At 70.7% G+C, this 17,563-nt stretch carries 15 protein-coding genes and 1 pseudogene; 10 read left to right on the forward strand and 6 right to left on the reverse strand.

Annotated features, from left to right (window positions below; translation table 11 throughout):
* Positions 1–280: 280 nt before the first annotated feature.
* The 6 genes and pseudogenes from IEX84_RS05220 (at position 281) to dpsA (IEX84_RS05240) (ending at position 4,281) form a co-directional block, all read left to right on the forward strand.
* Positions 281–1,618, forward strand: coding sequence for a ribonuclease J (locus tag IEX84_RS05220; protein WP_188870541.1), 1,338 nt, complete (start codon positions 281–283; stop codon positions 1,616–1,618).
* 208 nt (positions 1,619–1,826) lie between these two features.
* Entirely contained in the window at positions 1,827–2,477 is a 651-nt protein-coding gene (locus IEX84_RS05225; RefSeq protein WP_188870543.1) for an SDR family oxidoreductase, read from the forward strand.
* A 127-nt stretch (positions 2,478–2,604) separates the two neighbouring features.
* The gene (gene dpsA, locus IEX84_RS05230; RefSeq protein WP_188870545.1) at positions 2,605–3,150 is read left to right on the forward strand and encodes a DNA starvation/stationary phase protection protein DpsA; all 546 of its coding nucleotides are present in this window, start codon (positions 2,605–2,607) and stop codon (positions 3,148–3,150) included.
* A 116-nt stretch (positions 3,151–3,266) separates the two neighbouring features.
* Positions 3,267–3,431: pseudogene (locus IEX84_RS14685) on the forward strand (DNA starvation/stationary phase protection protein DpsA); the annotation flags it as partial.
* A gap of 143 nt (positions 3,432–3,574) precedes the next feature.
* Positions 3,575–3,724, forward strand: a complete 150-nt coding sequence (locus tag IEX84_RS14690) for a hypothetical protein (RefSeq protein WP_268237630.1) — start codon at positions 3,575–3,577, stop codon at positions 3,722–3,724.
* Entirely contained in the window at positions 3,721–4,281 is a 561-nt protein-coding gene (gene dpsA, locus IEX84_RS05240) for a DNA starvation/stationary phase protection protein DpsA (RefSeq protein WP_188870547.1), read from the forward strand. Before IEX84_RS14690 ends, dpsA (IEX84_RS05240) begins: the two co-directional genes overlap by 4 nt.
* Positions 4,282–4,367: 86 nt before the next feature.
* Here dpsA (IEX84_RS05240) and IEX84_RS05245 read toward each other — a convergent pair whose 3' ends face one another.
* The 3 genes from IEX84_RS05245 to IEX84_RS05255 form a co-directional block, all read right to left on the reverse strand.
* The gene (locus IEX84_RS05245) at positions 4,368–4,562 is read right to left on the reverse strand and encodes a hypothetical protein (protein ID WP_188870549.1); all 195 of its coding nucleotides are present in this window, start codon (positions 4,560–4,562) and stop codon (positions 4,368–4,370) included.
* Between the two features lie 142 nt (positions 4,563–4,704).
* Positions 4,705–6,006, reverse strand: a complete 1,302-nt coding sequence (locus IEX84_RS05250; protein ID WP_188870551.1) for an L-lactate MFS transporter — start codon at positions 6,004–6,006, stop codon at positions 4,705–4,707.
* A 94-nt stretch (positions 6,007–6,100) separates the two neighbouring features.
* Positions 6,101–7,330, reverse strand: coding sequence for an MFS transporter (locus IEX84_RS05255; RefSeq protein ID WP_188870553.1), 1,230 nt, complete (start codon positions 7,328–7,330; stop codon positions 6,101–6,103).
* A gap of 139 nt (positions 7,331–7,469) precedes the next feature.
* Here IEX84_RS05255 and IEX84_RS05260 point away from each other — a divergent pair, with 139 nt between their 5' ends.
* The 4 genes from IEX84_RS05260 (at position 7,470) to IEX84_RS05275 (ending at position 13,462) form a co-directional block, all read left to right on the forward strand.
* Positions 7,470–8,912, forward strand: a complete 1,443-nt coding sequence (locus tag IEX84_RS05260) for an MATE family efflux transporter (protein WP_188870556.1) — start codon at positions 7,470–7,472, stop codon at positions 8,910–8,912.
* A gap of 87 nt (positions 8,913–8,999) precedes the next feature.
* Positions 9,000–11,636 carry a heavy metal translocating P-type ATPase gene (locus IEX84_RS05265; protein ID WP_188870558.1) on the forward strand — a complete coding sequence of 879 codons (2,637 nt, stop codon included), beginning with the start codon at positions 9,000–9,002 and terminating at the stop codon, positions 11,634–11,636.
* 172 nt (positions 11,637–11,808) lie between these two features.
* Positions 11,809–13,002, forward strand: coding sequence for an MFS transporter (locus tag IEX84_RS05270; protein WP_188870560.1), 1,194 nt, complete (start codon positions 11,809–11,811; stop codon positions 13,000–13,002).
* Positions 13,003–13,054: 52 nt separating this feature from the next.
* The gene (locus IEX84_RS05275; RefSeq protein WP_188870562.1) at positions 13,055–13,462 is read left to right on the forward strand and encodes a secondary thiamine-phosphate synthase enzyme YjbQ; all 408 of its coding nucleotides are present in this window, start codon (positions 13,055–13,057) and stop codon (positions 13,460–13,462) included.
* A gap of 13 nt (positions 13,463–13,475) precedes the next feature.
* Here the strand turns inward: IEX84_RS05275 and IEX84_RS05280 are convergent, their stop codons facing one another.
* From IEX84_RS05280 to IEX84_RS05290, 3 genes are read right to left on the reverse strand one after another with little or no spacing between them, the layout of a single operon-like run.
* The gene (locus tag IEX84_RS05280; protein ID WP_188870564.1) at positions 13,476–14,315 is read right to left on the reverse strand and encodes an MOSC domain-containing protein; all 840 of its coding nucleotides are present in this window, start codon (positions 14,313–14,315) and stop codon (positions 13,476–13,478) included.
* A complete protein-coding gene (locus tag IEX84_RS05285; protein WP_188870566.1) occupies positions 14,312–14,824 on the reverse strand; it encodes an acyl-CoA thioesterase in 513 nt (170 codons plus the stop codon). Before IEX84_RS05285 ends, IEX84_RS05280 begins: the two co-directional genes overlap by 4 nt.
* Before the next feature lie 51 nt (positions 14,825–14,875).
* Positions 14,876–17,551, reverse strand: a complete 2,676-nt coding sequence (locus tag IEX84_RS05290; protein WP_188870568.1) for a PAS domain S-box protein — start codon at positions 17,549–17,551, stop codon at positions 14,876–14,878.
* Between the last annotated feature and the right edge of the window lie 12 nt (positions 17,552–17,563).

Here is a 17,563-nt window from a genome sequence, read left to right on the forward strand (position 1 = left end):
GACCCGACGGGCGGCACGTCCAAGAAACCCGATACGGAGGGCTATTGCGCGCTCGGGAGCCATCCCGAGCGGTCGCCCCCGTCGTCCGGCGGGGGAGGGCGCTGAGAACCCGGAAGCTCTTAAGGCCCGAACTCCACAGTCCACGTATCCGAAAGACGTGCGGTCCGCGACGACGCGTTCGTCGGGGACGCACCGCCATGCTCGACCGCCGGGTCGGGTGGGCGCTGCGTCGTCGACGTCGCGGGCGTCGTCGCAGGAACGCATTGATCGGCTCATACATATGGAAATCGAAATTGCGACAATCGGCGGCTACGAGGAAGTCGGCCGCAACATGACGGCCGTCCGTGTGGGCGACGACATCGTCGTCTTCGACATGGGGCTCAACCTCTCGCAGGTCCTCATCCACGACGACGTCCGCACGGAGCAGATGCACAGCCTCGACCTGATCGACATGGGTGCCATCCCGGACGACCGCGTCATGAGCGAGCTCGAAGGGGACGTGAAGGCCATCGTGCCGACGCACGGCCACCTCGACCACATCGGCGCAATCGGGAAGCTCGCGCACCGCTACGACGCGCCCGTCGTCGGTTCGCCGTTCACCATCGAGCTCGTCCGTCAGGAGATCGAGGACGAGTCGAAGTTCGACGTCGACAACGACCTCGTGAAGATGGAGGCCGGCGGGACGATGGAAATCGGCGACGAGGTCGAGATGGAGTTCGTCCACGTCACGCACTCCATCGTCGGCGCGGTCAGCCCCGTCCTCCACACGCCCGAGGGCGCTATCGTCTACGGCCTCGACAAGCGCATCGACCACAACCCCGTCCTCGAGGACCCCTTCGACATGGAGCGCTTCGAGGAGCTCGGCGACGAGGGCGTCCTCTGCTACATCGAGGACTGCACGAACGCGGGCCGGAAGGGCCGCACGCCGAGCGAGTCCGTCGCGCGCAAGCACCTCCACGACACGCTGAAGAGCTTCGAGGACTACACCGGCGGCATCGTCGCCACGACGTTCTCCAGTCACGTCTCCCGCGTCTCCAGCCTCGTCGAGTTCGCGAAGGAGATCGGCCGCAAGCCGATCCTCCTCGGGCGCTCGATGGAGAAGTACACGAACACGGCGCGTGACCTGGGCTACCCGATTCCGGACGACCTCGAAATCTACGGCCACCGGCGCTCGCGCGAGCGCGCCTTCAAGCGCATCATGAACGAGGGGAAGGGCAACTTCCTCCCGGTCGTCACCGGCCACCAGGGCGAGCCGCGCGCGATGCTCACCCGGATGGCGCGTGACGAGACGCCGTTCCAGTTCGACGACGGCGACAAGGTCGTCTTCAGCGCCCGCGTCATCCCCGAGCCCACCAACGAGGGCCAGCGCTACGCCGCGGAGAAGCTCCTGAAGATGCAGGGCGCGCGCATCTACGACGAGATTCACGTTTCCGGTCACCTCCGCGAGGAGGGCCACTACCGGATGCTCCAGGCGGTCCGCCCGGACAACATCATCCCCGCCCACCAGTCGCTCGGCGGCCTCGCGCCGTACGTCGACCTCGCGGAGTCGCAGGGGTACAACGTCGGCGACGACCTTCACATCTCGCGCAACGGGAACGTCGTCCAGCTGACCGAGTAAGTCGGCCCGTAGGGGCGACTGCACACACGAGCGGCGTCGGCCCCGAGTACGCCGGTTCGGGCCCGAACACGTGACGGGCGCGAGCCCGCGCACGCTCACGTCGCGTTCCGCTTCTCTCCGTTCTTTCACGCCCGCGGAGCGCCGGCTCTCGAACGTGAGCGCGTCGTCGGGCACAGCGTTCTTGGCCGCCGCGCGTCCACGGGTCCGCATGGACGTACTCGTCGCGGGTGCGCACGGCGCGGTCGGCCAGCACGTGACGCGCCTGCTCGCGGAACACGACGACCACGCGGCGCACGGGATGGTTCGGACGCCGTCGTACGACGACGATATCGCGGCGCTCGGCGCGACGCCGGTTCGGGGCGACGTGACGGCCCGTGACTCGCTCGACGCCGCGCTCGAGGAGAGCGGTGCGGACGCGCTCGTCTTCGCCGCCGGGTCGAGCGGTGCGGACGTGTGGGGCGTCGACCGGGACGGGGCGAGGAACTGCGTCGACGCCTGTGCGGACGCGGACGTCGAGCGCTTCGTGATGTTGAGCGCGATGAACGCCGAGGCGCCCGGGGAGAGCCCCGCGGAGCTCCGGGAGTACCTGCGCGCGAAGGCCGAGGCGGACGCGTACCTCCGCGAGAGCGAGCTGACGGCGACCATCGCGCGACCGGGGGCGTTGACGGACGAGCCGGGTACGGGCCACGTCCGCGTCGGTGCCGACCTCGACCGGTCGGCGGCGTCGGTTCCCCGCGAGGACGTCGCGGCGACGCTCGTCGCGGCCCTGCCGATGGTGAGCACGTACGGGGTGACCTTCGAGTTGCTCTCGGGTGAGACGCCGATAGAGCGGGCGCTTCGCTCGCCGCTGGCCGACTGAGCCGCGGCGCGACTATCGGTCGCCGCCACATCGGTTTGTTTTAGGCAACCCTAATTTTTTGATGCGGGAAGAATTGTTCTCGTTGGCGGAAACCTTTAAGTGTGAAGGGAGCGTAGCGTGTAGTACGATGAGCACCCAGAAGACGATCCGTCGCGAAGCGGGTACCGTCGAGGAGAACGCACTGCGACTCGACCAGGGGAAGGCCGAACAGATAGTTGAGGCGCTGAACCAGGACCTCGCGGCGTCGTACGTCCTCTACCACCAGCTCCGCAAGCACCACTGGAACGTCGAGGGTGCCGAGTTCAACGACCTCCACGAGTTCCTCGGCGACCGCGCCGAGGAGGCCGAGGACGCCGCGGACGACATCGCGGAGCGCGCGCAGGCGCTCGGCGGCGTCCCCGTGAGCGGGCCCGCGGCGCTCGCGGAGCACGCCCACGTCGACTTCGAGGGCGAGGACGTCTACGACATCCGCACGTCGCTGGAGAACGACCGCGAGATGTACGGCGACGTCATCGAGTCCGTCCGCGAACACGTCGCCCTCGCCGAGGACCTCGGTGACTACGCGACGAGCGAGCTCCTGCGCGGCGTCCTCGAGGACCTCGAAGACGCGGCGCACGAGGTCGACCACTACCTCGAAGACGACACCCTCGTCCTCGAAAACGCGACCAACTGATGGCCGAACCACGGACCGGGCGTCTGGTGCGCGAGCTCGACGGCGCGGCCGTCCGCCAGGAGTGGGGGACGGTCACGGAGAACGCCGTCCGGCTCGACCGGGAGGACGCCGCACGGATGGTCGAGGCGCTCAACGCCGACCACGCCGGCGCGTTCAACCTCTTCTACGTGCTGCGCAAGCACTACTGGACCGCGGAGGGGGCCGAGCACGAGGACGTCGCGGACGTGCTCAAAGCGCAGTACGAGCGCGCCCGAGAGCTGAACGACGACCTCGCCGAGCGCATCACGACGCTCGGCGGCGTCCCGGCGAGCACGCCCCCGACCCTCCAGGAGTACGCGCCGGTCCACTTGGAGGCCGAACACCACTTCGACCTCGCGCCTCCCTCGAAGGGGACTTGGAGGCCTACGCGACGCTCGCCGCGAGCATGCGTGAGCACGTCGGCCTCGCCAAGGAGTTGGGTGACGAGGCGACGGTCGAACTCCTGCAGGACCGCCTCGAGGACCTCGAAGACGACGCGAACGACATCGAGGACTTCCTCGCGGACGACACGCTCGTGACGGGGGGGTCCCGATGAGCGCGCCCCACCTCCGCAACCCCGGTGCGGACGCGCTCCGCCAGGAGTGGGACACCGTCGTCGACAACGAACTCCGCCTCGACCGCGACGCCGCCGCGCGCGTCGTCGAGGCGCTCAACGCCGACCTCTCCGGGCTCTACATCCTCTTCAACCAACTGCGCAAACACTACTGGACGCTCGAAGGCCGGGAGGTCCGACCGGTCGTCGAGTTCCTGGAGGACGCCGCGGACCGCCTCTCCGAGGCGACGGACGAGATCGCCATCCGCGTTCACGCCCTCGGCGGCGTCCCCGTCAACGGTCCCATGGGAATCCGCCAGCACGCTCCGATGGGCATCGAGGCAGCGGACGTCTACGCGCTCCGTCCCTCCCTCGAAAACGACCTGGAGGCGTACGCGGTCCTCGTCGCGCAACTCCGCGAGCACGTCGCGCTCGCCCAGGAGTTGGGTGACGAGACCACCGTCGAAATCCTCCGCGGGCACCTCCGCACCATCGAGGAGGACGCCCACGACGTCGAGAAGTTCCTCGCGGACGACACTCTCGTCCGCACCGACGAGTAGACGCTCCCCGTATTTTCTCGCGCGACTCGTCCCGTCCTACCTCGCGGTTCGATACGCCACGGTACGTGACGGACGGTGACGTCGCGTTACGCTTCGGGAACGACGGTGAGGTCGGTCGATATCCAGCCGTCGCTGTTCCCGTCCTCGGTGAAGACGCGGCGTTCCGCGTGGAGCTCGCGGCAGTTGACCGTCGGTGCCTCGTTCTCCGGTGCGTCAGTCGTGCTCCGAGCGTCCGGGTCGTCCGACCGCTCGACCCGAGACGAACGACGCGATGGTGACATACGCCACGTTTAGGGACACCTAAAGAAAAAGGTACGGGTCTCGCTTCGGGGGGTGATGTCTCCGGCGCGTCGCCGGTCGAAAAAGCCGAAACAGCGTGGTTCGCGCGCGATGCGGGGTGGCGTGGCGATGGTGGCGAACGCGTTAGTTCGCCGTGGCCGTCGCGCTCTGGTCGCCGACCTGCCCGATGCGCCAGCGGAGGACGAGGACGACGGCGAGACCGACGACGAGGACGACGTTGATGATGTACAGCGCCGTCGTGTAGCTACCCGTGGACTCGAGGATGGTCGAGGCGAGGGTCGGGCCGGCCACACCGGCGAGACCCCACGCGGTGAGCGCGTAGCCGTGAATCGCGCTGACCTCCTTCGTGCCGAACAGGTCGCTGAGGTACGCCGGCAGGCACGCGAAGCCGCCGCCGTAACACGTGATGATGATGAACAGCGTGATGGCGATGATCCAGACGCCCGCGACCTGCGGGAGCATGAAGAACGCGATTATCTGGATGACGAAGAACGCACCGTAGGTCGTCGTCCGGCCGATGTAGTCGGAGAGGCTCGACCAGAAGATGCGGCCGCCGCCGTTGAACAGGCCGATGTAGCCGGTGATGAACGCGGCCGTCGTCGCGGACGCGCCGCCGAGCGTCTGCAGGATCGGGGAGGCGTACGCGAGGAGCATGATGCCCGCGGAGACGTTGATGAAGATGATGAGCCAGACCATGTAGAAGCGCGGCGTCTTGCGCGCTTCCGCGGCGGTGAGGTTCGAGAGACCGGAGATGGCGGACTTCGCCTTCTCCTGTGCCGCCTCGGTCTGCTCCATCCCGGACGGGAGCCAGCCCTCCTCCGGCTTGGCGAGGTAGCTCGCGCCGAGCGACATGAGGACGAAGTAGAGCGCACCGAGGACGTAGAACGTCGTCGCGATACCGGACTGCGTGTACTGCGCGGAGCCGGTGCTGAAGTTCAGCATCAGCGCGTTACCGAGCGGGCTGGTGAGGAGCGCGCCGGCACCGAAGCCCATGACGGCGAGGCCGGTCGCCATACCGCGGCGGTCCGGGAACCATTCGAGGAGCGTCCCGATGGGGGAGATGTAGCCGAGCCCGAGGCCCATCCCGCCGATGAGGCCGAACGTGGCGAAGAACAGGTAGAGGCTACCGAGCTGTACGGAGACACCGGCCCCGATGGTACCGATACCGTAGAGGACGGCGGCGGCGAGCCCGGATTTCCGGGGGCCGTACTTCTCGACGTAGCTGCCGAGGAACGCGGCCGTCATCCCGAGCACGAAGATGGCGATGGAGAACGCCAGCGAGACGCTGGAGGTCTCCCAGCCGAGCGCGCTTTGGAGCGGGTTCTGATAGATGCTGTACGCGTAGATTCCACCGATGGAGAGGTGGATGGCGACCGCACCGACCGCGATCAGCCATCTGTTCTTGTCTGCACCGTTATTACCCATGATTTTTGGTCTGAACCGCGGAGACCATAAACCCTCCCGATTCGGAATTACTAACCGGCGTTAAAGGGGCCGTAACTGCCGGATTCCTCTCGTATTATGTACGCTGACCGCTCCCGAGGACGTCGAGCCGGAGGAACGCGGGGAGTGTGAGGAGGACGATGCCGGCCTCGAGCGCGCCCGCGGTCAGGAACGCGGCGGTGTAGCCGGCGGCGCCGGCGACGACGCTCCCGACGACGAACCCGGCGAGGAAGCCGAGGTTGCCGAAGACGTTGAAGCCGCCCATGGCGACGCCGCGCTCGTCGTCCGCGGCGATGTCCGTGACGAGCGCCATCGTCGCCGGCGAGACGAGCGCCCCGCAGACACCGAGGACGACCATCGCGGCCGCGGCGAGTGCGAGCGTCGGCGCGAGCGCGACGGCGACCACGACGGCCCCGTAGCAGACGGAGCCGACGACGATGGGGAGCGTCCGTCCCACGCGGTCGGAGACGACGCCGAGCGGGTACTGAAGGAGCGCGAACGGCGCGAAGAAGAGCCCGAGAACGAGGCCCGCGCCGCCCGCGTCGAGGCCGAACGTCTCGCGGAAGTAGACGGTGCCGACGAGCGCGAAGAACCCCGCGGTGAGCCGGTCCATGAAGCCGAAGGCGTAGGGAAAGCCGAGTTCGGGGGTCGCGCGGAGGCGCGCGAGCACGTCGCGCAGGCCGACCGCTCGCCCGTTCCCGCTCGGCGCGCGGTCGGCAACGCGCGTCGCCAACAGCGCCGCGACGAGCAGTCCCGCGCCGGCGACCCAGAGCGGGACGAGGGCGCCCTGCTCGTAGAGCTGGCCGCCGAGCGGCGCGCCGAGCGCCGTCCCCGACCCGATGGCGATGCCCGCCGCGCCCATGTTCTTCCCGTGGCCCCCCTCCAGGTCCATCAGCATCGTCATCGCCAGGGAGAGCGCGCCGATGGTGAACGCGCCCTGCGCGAAGCGGACGACGAGCAAGAGGACGAACGGGACGTCGCCGCCGCGGCCGAGGGCGGCGAGCGAGAGGTAGCCGAGCGCGCCGCCGAGCGCGCCCGCGACGATGAACGCCGTCCGGCGGCCGGTGCGGTCGCTCAGGTAGCCCCAGAGCCCGGCGAAGAGGACGAAGGCGGCGAACTCGGCCCCGAGGAACCACGTGCCGGCGTCGAGCGACGGCGCGCGCCCGAGCGCGGCGACGAGGTCGGTGATTCCGGGGTAGAGGAGCACCTGGGCGAACAGGACGACGAAGACGACGAGGGCGAGGACCGCCCGGTCGCGCTGGACGGCCGACGGTCCCGACCATCCCGTACCGACGCCGAGGCTCATGTGGGCGTTCGTAGCGGCCCGCGTCGTCTTGTACGCGTCGCCTCGCGTCGCCGCGTCCCGTGGACGGGCGGGGACCCGGTGCGGGCGGCCGCTGTGCGAACGGCCAAAGGGTCCCCGGTCCTACCGACCGTACGCCACCGTGTCTTCCCTCCCGAACCCCGTTCGTGCCGTCCTCCTCCGGGTCGGCCTCGCGCTCTCCCGTCTCGGGCTCGTCGAGCCGGCGAACGTCCGCCGCACGGCCGACCTCGCGTGGCCGCGCATCGTCACCGGGCTCGCGCGGATGTCGAAGGGGGCGGCGGACGTGGCGATGGTCGGCGTCGCGCTCGGCGCGAGCGCCATCGCGGGCGTCGGCTACGCCAGCTCCTACTGGGGGCTCGTCTTCGCGCTCGGCGGCGGCCTCGCCGCGGGCACCATCGCGCTCGTCTCCCAGCGCTACAGCGCGGGCGCGACCGAGGAACTCGCGCAGGCCGTCCGCACGAGCGCGCTCCTCGTCGTCCTCTGCTCGCTGCCGCTCGCCGCGCTCTTCGTCGCCGTCCCCGCGGAGCTCGTCGGCCTCCTCACGGACGACGCGGCCGCAATCGGCTACGGCGCGGCCTACCTCCGCGCGCTCGGCGTGGGCGTCCCCATCGCCGCGCTGAACCTCGTCGGGAGTCGCGCGCTCGTCGGCGCGGACGACGCGTGGACCCCGATGGTCGTGCGCGCGGGCGGCGCGGCCGCGAACATCGCGCTCAACGCCGTCCTCGTCTTCGGCTTCGGCCTCGGCGCGGCCGGCGCGGGCTACGGCACCGCGGTCTCGAACGCCCTCGTCGCCGTCGTCTTCGTCGTCGGGTTCGCGCGCGGTGGCCTCCCGGGCCTCGGCGACTTCCCCGTCACCGTCTCGCCGCGCGGGCCGTACCTCCAGCCGGGGTTCGTCCGCGACGTCCTCACCATCGGCGTCCCGGTCGTCGGTCGGAACGGCATCTGGACGGTCGCTCGCTTCCCGATGCTCGCGTTCGTCGGCCTCCTCGGGAGCGACGTCCTCGCCGCCTACGTCGTCACCCGGCGCGTCTGGGGGCTGTTGAACACGCCCGGGTGGGGATTCGGGCTCGCCGCGAGCAGCCTCGTCGGGCAGGCGCTCGGCCGCGACGACGAGGCCGCAGCCGAGGTCCACGCGCGCGAAATCGCGGTCTTCTCGGCCGCCACCTACCTCCTCGCCGGCTGTCTCGTCGTCGCGTTCGCCGGCCCCATCGTCCGCCTGTTCGTCGACGACCCCGCGGGCCCCGTCGTCCCCATCGCCCGTGACCTCGTGCGCGTCGCCGCGGTCGCCGTCGTCCCGCAGGGCGTCGCCCGCGCGCTCGACGGCGCGCTCGACGCGACCGGCGACACCCGCTGGCCGTTCTACGGGCGCGTCGTCGCCATGTTCGCGCTCGCCGTCCCGCTCACGTACCTCGGCGCGACGACCGCCCTCGGCGTCGCCGGGGTCTACCTCGCGCTCTTCGCGGAGACGACCGTCCCCGCCGCGGTCAACTACTACCGCTTTCGAACCGGCGCGTGGCGCGCCATCAGCCGCGGCTACCGGCCCGACGACGCCGCGGGCGACTGACCGCCCTCGAATATCGAAGTCGATACGTCCTCGCGCTTACGTTCCGTAAGGGCAAGTCGGTTGAACCCGGAGACCCTACACACACCTATGCCCAGAACCGAGCGGATAGACGTCCAGGGGATGTCCTGCGCCAACTGCTCGGCGACCATCGAGGACACCCTCGCCGACCTCGACGGCGTCACCGAGGCGAACGCGAACTTCGCCACCGACGAGGCGAGCGTCACCTACGACCCCGAGGCGGTGTCGCTCGAATCCATCTACGACGCCGTCGCGGACGCGGGCTACGACCCCGTCGACGAGACGGTGACGGTGACGATAACCGACATGTCGTGTGCGAACTGCTCGCAGACGGTGCACGACGCGCTCCTCGGGATGCCCGGCGTGATTACGGCGGACGTGAACTTCGCTACCGACGAGGCGCGCGTGCGCTACAATCCCGCAACGGCGTCGACGGCCGACCTCTACGACGCTATCGCCGACGCGGGATACTCGCCCGTCCGCGAGACGGAGAGCACGGGCGACGCCGACGGTCAGGGCGAGAGCGAGAGCGGCGAGAGCGCGGCTGACGCCGCGCGGCGCGCGGAGACGCGCAAACAGCGCAACCTCACGCTCTTCGGCGCGGCGTTCGCCGTCCCGCTGTTCGCGCTGATGCTCGAAGGGTTGTTCGCCCCCGACCTCCTCCCGGAGACGCTCCCCGGCACCGGCCTCCCGTTCGAGGTCGTCGGCTTCGTCCTCGCCACGCCCGTCCAGTACGTCCTCGGCAAGGAGTTCTACGCGAACTCGTACACGGCGCTCGTGAAGAACGGCCGGGCGAACATGGACGTCCTCATCGCGCTCGGTTCCTCGACGGCGTACGTCTACAGCGTCGCCACCCTCGCCGGCCTCGTCGCCGGCGGGTCGTACTTCGACAGCGCCGCGTTCATCCTCACGTTCATCACGCTCGGTAACTACCTCGAAGCGCGCTCGAAGAGCCGCGCCGGCGAGGCCATCCGCTCCCTCCTGGAGATGGAGGCCGACACCGCGCGCGTCCTCGAAGACGGCGAGGAGCGCGAGGTCGAAATCAGTGCGGTCAAGGTCGGCGACCACCTCGTCGTCAAGCCCGGCGAGAAGGTCCCGACGGACGGCGTCGTGGTCGAGGGCGAGTCCGCAATCGACGAGTCGATGGTGACGGGCGAGTCCGAACCCGTCGGGAAGACGCCGGGCGACGACGTGGTCGGCGGCACCGTCAACGAGAACGGCCGCCTCGTCGTCGAGGCGACGAAGGTCGGCTCCGAGACGGCGCTCCAGCAGATCGTCGAGACCGTCCGCGAGGCCCAATCGCGCCAGCCCGAGGTGCAGAACCTCGCCGACCGCATCAGCGCCTACTTCGTCCCCGCCGTCATCGCCAACGCCCTCCTCTGGGGTGTCCTCTGGTACGCCGCCCCCGGGACGCTCGCGGGCGTCGTCGAGTGGCTCCCGCTCTGGGGGCTCGTCGGCGGCGGCCCCGTCGTCGCCGGCGGGACGGTGAGCGTCTTCGAGTTCGCGGTCGTCGTCTTCGCCTCCGCGGTGCTCGTCGCGTGCCCCTGCGCGCTCGGGCTCGCCACGCCCGCGGCGACGATGATCGGCACCTCCATCGGCGCGACGAACGGCGTTCTCTTCACGGGCGGTGACGTCCTCGAACGCGTCCGCGACGTCGACACGGTCGTCTTCGACAAAACGGGGACGCTCACGAAGGGCGAGATGACGCTCACGGACGTCGTCGCGCTCGACCGCACCGCGGCGGACGGCGGCGACGCCCGCGCCGACGGTGTCGGTAGCGGCCCCGTCGCGGCCGCGGAGGGCGGCGAGAACGCGACGCCCACCGACCCCGAGACGGACCTGCTCTACGCGGCCGCGAGCGCGGAGTCCGCGAGCGAACACCCGCTCGCCGACGCCATCGTCGCGGGCGCGACGGAGCGCGGCATCGACTACGCGACGCCCACGGACTTCGAGAACACCGCCGGGAAGGGCGTGCGCGCGACGGTCGACGGACGCGAGGTGCTCGTCGGGAACGCCGCCTTGCTCTCCGACGCCGGCGTCCCGGTCGATGCCGCCGCGGAGGCCCGCGAACGCCTCGAATCCGAGGGGAAGACCGCGATGCTCGTCGCCGTCGACGGCCGACTCGCGGGCGTCGTCGCGGCCGCGGACACCGTGAAGCCCACGGCGAAGCGCGCCGTTTCGGACCTCCAGGCGCGCGGGAAGACGGTCCGCCTCCTCACGGGCGACAACGAGCGGACGGCGCGCGCCGTCGCCGACGAACTCGGCATTCCCGCCGAGCACGTCCGCGCCGAAGTGCTGCCGGACGAGAAGGCGGACGCCGTCGGCGCCATCCAGTCCGACGGCTCGCGCGCGATGATGGTCGGGGACGGGGTGAACGACGCGCCCGCGCTCGCCGCCGCGTACGTCGGCGCGGCCATCGGCTCCGGCACCGACGTCGCCATCGAGGCCGCGGACGTCACGCTGATGCGCGACGACCCCGCCGACGTCCTGAAGGCCATCAACGTCTCCGACGCGACGCTCCGGAAGATAAAGCAGAACCTCTTCTGGGCGCTCGGCTACAACACCGTCCTCATCCCGCTCGCCTCGCTCGGGCTGATGATGCCCGCGCTCGCCGCCGCCGCGATGGCGTTCAGCAGCGTGAGCGTGCTCTCCAACAGCCTCCTCTTCAGGAAGTACGATCCGTCCGAGGAGTATTCGGTGCTGTAGTTCGGACTGTCGTGCGACGGGCCCTCGCCCTGCGCCTCGCGTTCGCGTCCGCGTCCGCGTGCCGACGGACGGAAAACGCTTAGGCACCCGCGCATCGACTCACCGACATGTCCTGTCTGGTAGAACGGTCGCGGTCGTACAGCCCCACAGTCACGCCCCGCCGTCGCGCCCGATGACGCGGCGTGCGTCGGGCGTCCTCGGCGTGACGACGCTCGTGAGCGTCGACCACTTCCTCTCGCACGTCTACCTCCTCGCGTTCCCGCCGCTCTTCCCGCTCATCGCGGGGGCGTTCGACGTCCCGGCGACGCAGTTGGCGGTGAGCGTGACGCTGATCTTCGGCGCGCAGTTCCTCTGTCAGGTGCCCGCGGGGGAGCTCGTCGACCGCGCCGGCGCGAAGCGCGTCGTCGTCGGTGGCCTCGCGCTGACGGCCGCGAGCGTCGCGCTCGCCGGCTTCGCCACGTCCGCCCTCCAGGTGCTCGGCTGCGCGTTCCTCTCCGGGGTCGGCCAGTCGCCGTTCCACCCGGCGAACTACGCGCTCCTCGACGCCGCGGGCGACGCCTCGCGAGAGGGCCGACAGTTCAGCGTCCACTCCTTCGGCGGCTTCGTCGGCTTCGCCGCCGCGCCCGTGTTGACGACGGGCATCGCGGCGCTCGCGGACTGGCGGGCGGCGCTCGTCGCGCTCGGGGCCCTCGGGCTCGTCTACGCGGGCGTCCTCGCCGTCGGGCTCGCGCCCGTCCACCGGCGCGCGCTCCGCGAGGCCGTGACGGACGAGTCGGCGGACGACGGGTCGTTCCTCGACAGCCTCCGGATGCTCGAACGGCCGCTCGTCGCCGGGATGTTCGCGTTCTTCTTGCTGGTGACGTTCACCGACGCCGGCATCCAGACGTACACGACGGCGTTCGCGGTGAACCACCTCGGGCTCTCGACGGTCGTCGGCAACGCGGCGCTGACGGCGTTCCTCGGCGTGACCGCCCTCTTCGTGCTCGCCGGCGGCTGGCTCGCCGACCGATACGACGCCTTCACCATCATCGTCGCCGGCCTCGCGTGGTCGGGCGTGATTCTCGCCGCGGGCGCGACGCTCGACCTCGACGCGACGACGCTCGTGGTCGTCTGGGGAATCGCGGGCATCGGCCTCGGCGTCTCCCTCCCGGCGCGCGACAGCATCACCAACGCGCTCTCGGGGACCGCCGATACCGGCAAGAGCTTCGGCCTCGTCTACACCGGCCTCCCCATCGGGGGCGCGCTCGCCCCCGTCATCCTCGGGGCGGTCATCACGCGCTTCTCCTACCTCGACGCCGTCGTCGCCATGGGTGCCGGCTTCCTCCTCGCCGCCGTGATCGTCGCGGCGCTCCGCCGCGCGCGCTGAGTCCGGCCCGCCGAGCGAATCGCTCTTTGTGCCGTCGCCCCTCCCTCTCATCATGCGACTCTCCCTCGAAACGACAGAGCGCCTCGCCGTCACGGACGTCACCGCGCGCGTCGCGGACGCGGTCCCGGACGACGTTGAGCGCGGCGTCTGTACCGTCTTCGTCCCGCACACGACCGCGGGCGTCACGATCAACGAGGCCGAGGCCGGTCTCATCACCGACGTCGAGGACGCGCTCGCGCGCCTCGTCCCCGACGCCGACTACGCCCACGACGCGGTCGACGACAACGCGGCCGCCCACCTCCGCGGGTCGCTCCTCGGGCCGAGCGCCAGCGTCCCCGTCTCCGAGGGGTCGCTCGACCTCGGGACGTGGCAGTCGGTGCTCTTCGTGGAGTGCGACGGCCCGCGGACGCGTTCGCTGGACGTGCGCGTCGCGCCGACCGTCGGACGCGACGACGCGTAGCGCGCCCCGCGCCCTACGACTGCGGGTTGCCGTCGTCGATGCCGAGCACCTCCACCGCGTCCCCGACGGCGAGCGTCTCGCCCACCGTCGCCTCGGGGACGGCGGTGTTCACCGCGAGCCGATAGTGGTGGTCGAACCACGTCGCGTCGGCCCAGTCGGGGCGCGTCGCCTCGCGGCGCTCGACGAACGTCTCGCGGAACCCCGCGATGGCCTCGCCCGTCTCGGGGTCGCGCGACGGGACGGCACAGCGCGAACACGGGTTCGTCCCGCGGAAGACGGCGTCGCCGATTCGGAAGCGGACGACGCGCTCGCGGTCGGCGTAGAGGCGGTCCTCCCAGAACGCCGGGACGCCGCCGAGCTCCAGCGTCGGGCGGAAGCGCCGGCGAACGCTTTCGGTCCCGAGGTCGAACCAGTCGGCGACGGCGTCGAGCGTCGCGGTCGAGACGACGGTCGGGCCGTGCGCGGTCGTGTCGTCCGGGAACCCCCCGGTTCCGTCGTGTTCGAGCGTCACGGGGTAGCCGAAGTACGCCGAGAGCCAGTCGGCGGCGGCGTCGCGCCCCGACGCCTCGCCCACGGCGAACGTCGTCGCGGGGAGCGCTCCCCCCTCCGCCGCGCGCTCGCGGGCGCGGAGGGCGAGCTCGTGGCTCTCCGGGTCGAACGTCGCGTCGATACCGTGGACGGCCGGTTCGCGCTTCCCGTTGACGTAGCGGCCGTCGGCGTCGCGGACCGCGTACGCCCGGTCGTGCGTGAGGCCGCCGTCGGCGAGGACGCGCGCCCGCGTCCGGTCGTCCGGGTCGAGGGACTTCACGGGGTAGACGCGGAGCCGCGCGAGATGCGGGTCGACGTCGGTCATTCAGACTCGGCGCTCGCCCCCGCTGTCTCCGCGTCGAGACGCTCGACGAGGTCCTCGCGGTGCTCGCGGCGCTCGTCGAGGGCGCGCTCGCGGAGCTTCATCTCGTTCTCGCTCGGGCAGTCGAGCGACGGGACGGCGGTCGGCCGGTCGTCGTCGTCGACCGCGACGAACGTGAAGAACGCCCCCGTGACGTCCCACTCCTCGTCGTTCTCGGGGTCCTCGGCGCGGACGGTCGTTCGGACGGTGAGGCTCGTCCGCCCGGCGTCGAAGACGTACGCCTCGATGGTGACCACGTCACCCACCGAGATGGGCGCGTGGAAGTCGACGTGGTCGATGCTCGCGGTGACGACCTGCGTGCCGGCGAAGCGCCGGCAGGCGACGGACGCGACGACGTCCATCCACTCGAGGATGCGGCCGCCGAACGCCCGACCGAGGTGGTTCGTCCCCTCCGGCATCAGGACCTCCGTCCGCTCGGTGAGCGACGACCCGAGCGTCGCTGAATCTGACATACGCGGCCGTACGTCGGCCCCCCAGTTAAGTCGGTGGTGTCCGCCGACGCGCTACGCGCCTCGACGCTCTCGGTCCGTCCCGTCGTCCGTCACGATTTCGAAGCGCGCGCCGCCGCTCGCGCTCTCGGTCACCTCCAGCGTCCAGCCGTGGGCGTCGACGATTTCGGCGACGATTGCGAGTCCGAACCCGACGCCGTCGCCGCCCGTCGAGTGCCCGGGTTCGAGGACGGTGTCGCGTCGCTCCGCCGGGACGCCGGTCCCGTCGTCCTCGACGTAGAAGCCGCGGTCGTCGAGCGGGCCGACCGTCACCGTCACGTCGTCGCCGCCGTGCTCGACGGCGTTCCGAAAGAGGTTCTCGAAGACGTGCTGGAGGCGCTCGCGGTCCCCGCGTATCGTCCGGTCGCCGGCGACGTCGAGCGCCGCGTCGGCCGTGTCGACGCGCTCCCAGCACTCGCGGGCGAGCGCGTCGAGGTCGACGTCCGTCATCTCGCCGACCGTCCGGCCCTGGCGTGCGAGCGTCAGCGTCTCCTCGATGATCGCGTCCATCCGGTCGAGCGCGTCCCGCACCTTCTCGACGCGCTCGTCCGCGGCGTCCGCTGCGAGGAGTTCGAGGTAGCCGTCCGCGACGTTCAGCGGCGTGCGGAGGTCGTGGGAGACGACGCCCGCGAACGCGTCGAGGCGGTCGTTCTGCCGTTCGAGTTCCGCGCGCTGGGCGCGCAACTCCTCCTCGCGGCCGGTCTGCGCGAGCGCCGCCTCGACGGTCCGCGCGAAGAGCCGGGCGAGCCAGACCTCCTCGTCACCGAACGCCGCCGCCTCGCGCGCACCGATTATCAGCACGCCGTACGGCCCGAGCGGGAGGATCATCTCGCTCCCGACCGGCGTCTCCGGGTTGTAGCGGTCGTCCTCGGTCCCGACGTCGTCGTAGACGGCGACCTCGCCCGTCCGGAACGCCTCCCACGTGAGGCTCTCGCCGCCCGTGTAGGTGGGGATGCCGTCGAACACCTCGCGGGTCTCGGCGGTCGTCGCGGCCGGCCGGAGGGCGTCCGCGTTCTCGTCGTACAGCCAGAGGGTGTTGAGCGGGCGGTCGAGGACGCTCCGTGCCGTCTCGACGGCCTGCTCCGCGACCGCCTGTCGGTCGGCCGCGTCCATCAGCGACTGCGTGGACTCGTAGAGCGCGCGCAGCGTCTCCTCGCGGTGCTTCTGCTCGGTGATGTCGCGGACGACGGAGACGAAGCGCCGTTCGCCGTCGACGTCGAACCTGATAAGGTGGACCTCGACGGGGAGCGTCGAGCCGTCGCGGCGCTCGAGCTCGCCCTCGAAACGCTCGCGCTCGCCGTTCGCCAGTCCGGCCAGCGTCTCGCGGACTTCTGTCGCCGTCGTCAGCCGGTCGGTCTCCCAGACCTCGGTCCCGAGGAGCGCCGACTCCTCGTAGCCGAGTTCCTCGCACAGCCGGCGGTTCACGCTGATACGCTCGCCGGTGGCGTCGAGGACCTCGATCATGTCCGGGGAGTTATCGAAGAGCGCCTCCAGTTGCGCCGCGACGGCCTCCACGCGCGCCTCGCGCTCGCGGCGTTCCGTGACGTCCTGCTGGAAGCCGACGAAGTGCGTCAGGTCCCCCGCGTCGTCGTAGAGGGGTGCGACGTCGACGCGGTTCCAGAACGGCGTCCCGTCCTTCCGGTAGTTCAGCAGCTCGACGGAGACGCGTTCTTCGGCCTCGATTCCGGCGCGGAGCTTTGCGACGGCGGCCTCGTCCGTCCCCTCGCCCTGCAGGAATCGGCAGTTCCGGCCGATAATCTCCGTCTCGTCGTAGCCGGTCAGCTCCTCGAAGCGGTCGTTGACGTAGACGAGGGGGTTGTCCGCCCGCCCGGGGTCGCTGATGGCGATTCCCATGGGTGCCGCCTCGATGGCGGGGAGCTTCATCTCGAAGGCCCGGTCGTCGAGGTCCGCGACGTCGCGGACCGTGCAGACGAGGTCGCCGCCGTCCGTCGTCGCCACGACGTGGTCCTCGCGGAAGGTCGTGCCGTCTGCGCGCACCCCCGTCGTGAACCCCTGCCAGTATCCCTCGCGGCGCGCCGTCGGTAGGACCTCCTCGCGGACGAACGCCGTGTCCTCGTCGGGATACGTGACCGCCCAGTGTTCGCCGCGGAGCTCCGCCGGCTCGTAGCCGTAGAGGTCCGCGTACGTCTCGTTGACGTGGACGTACTCGCCGTCGCTGTTCAGGACGCTGATGCCCTCGCGCGCGGTCTCGATGGCCGCGAGGTAGCGCCGCTGCTGTCGCCTCATTCGGGAGGTCGCCGCCGCGTCGCGGACGCGGTTGGCGAGGACGGCGTACTGCTCCGTCCCGCCCTTCTGGAGGTAGTCGGTGACGCCGCGCGAGATCGCCTCGCTGGCTATCTCCTCGCTGCCCATCCCCGTGAAGAGGACGAACGGGAGGTTCGGGGCGACGTCGCGGACGGCGTCGAGGAGCGCGAGCCCGTCGAGCGACGGCATCTCGTAGTCGCTCACGACACAATCGAAGTGCTGTGGCTCCTCGCGGACGCGTTCGCGCGCCTCCTCGGGGGCCGTCTCTATCGTGACCGCGAACCGCTCGTCGTGACGGGTGAGGTGCGTCGCGGCCAGCTCGGCGAAGGCCCGGTCGTCGTCGACGTAGAGGACGCGGATCGGCCCCGGTGGCGACCAGCGCTCGGCGGGCGGCGCGCGCGACGTCGATGGTGGTGTGCCGGACATGCGGTTGTCGAT

Origin of the sequence: Halarchaeum rubridurum (genome assembly GCF_014647115.1) — an archaeon.
GTDB classification, from domain to species: Archaea; Halobacteriota; Halobacteria; order Halobacteriales; family Halobacteriaceae; genus Halarchaeum; species Halarchaeum rubridurum.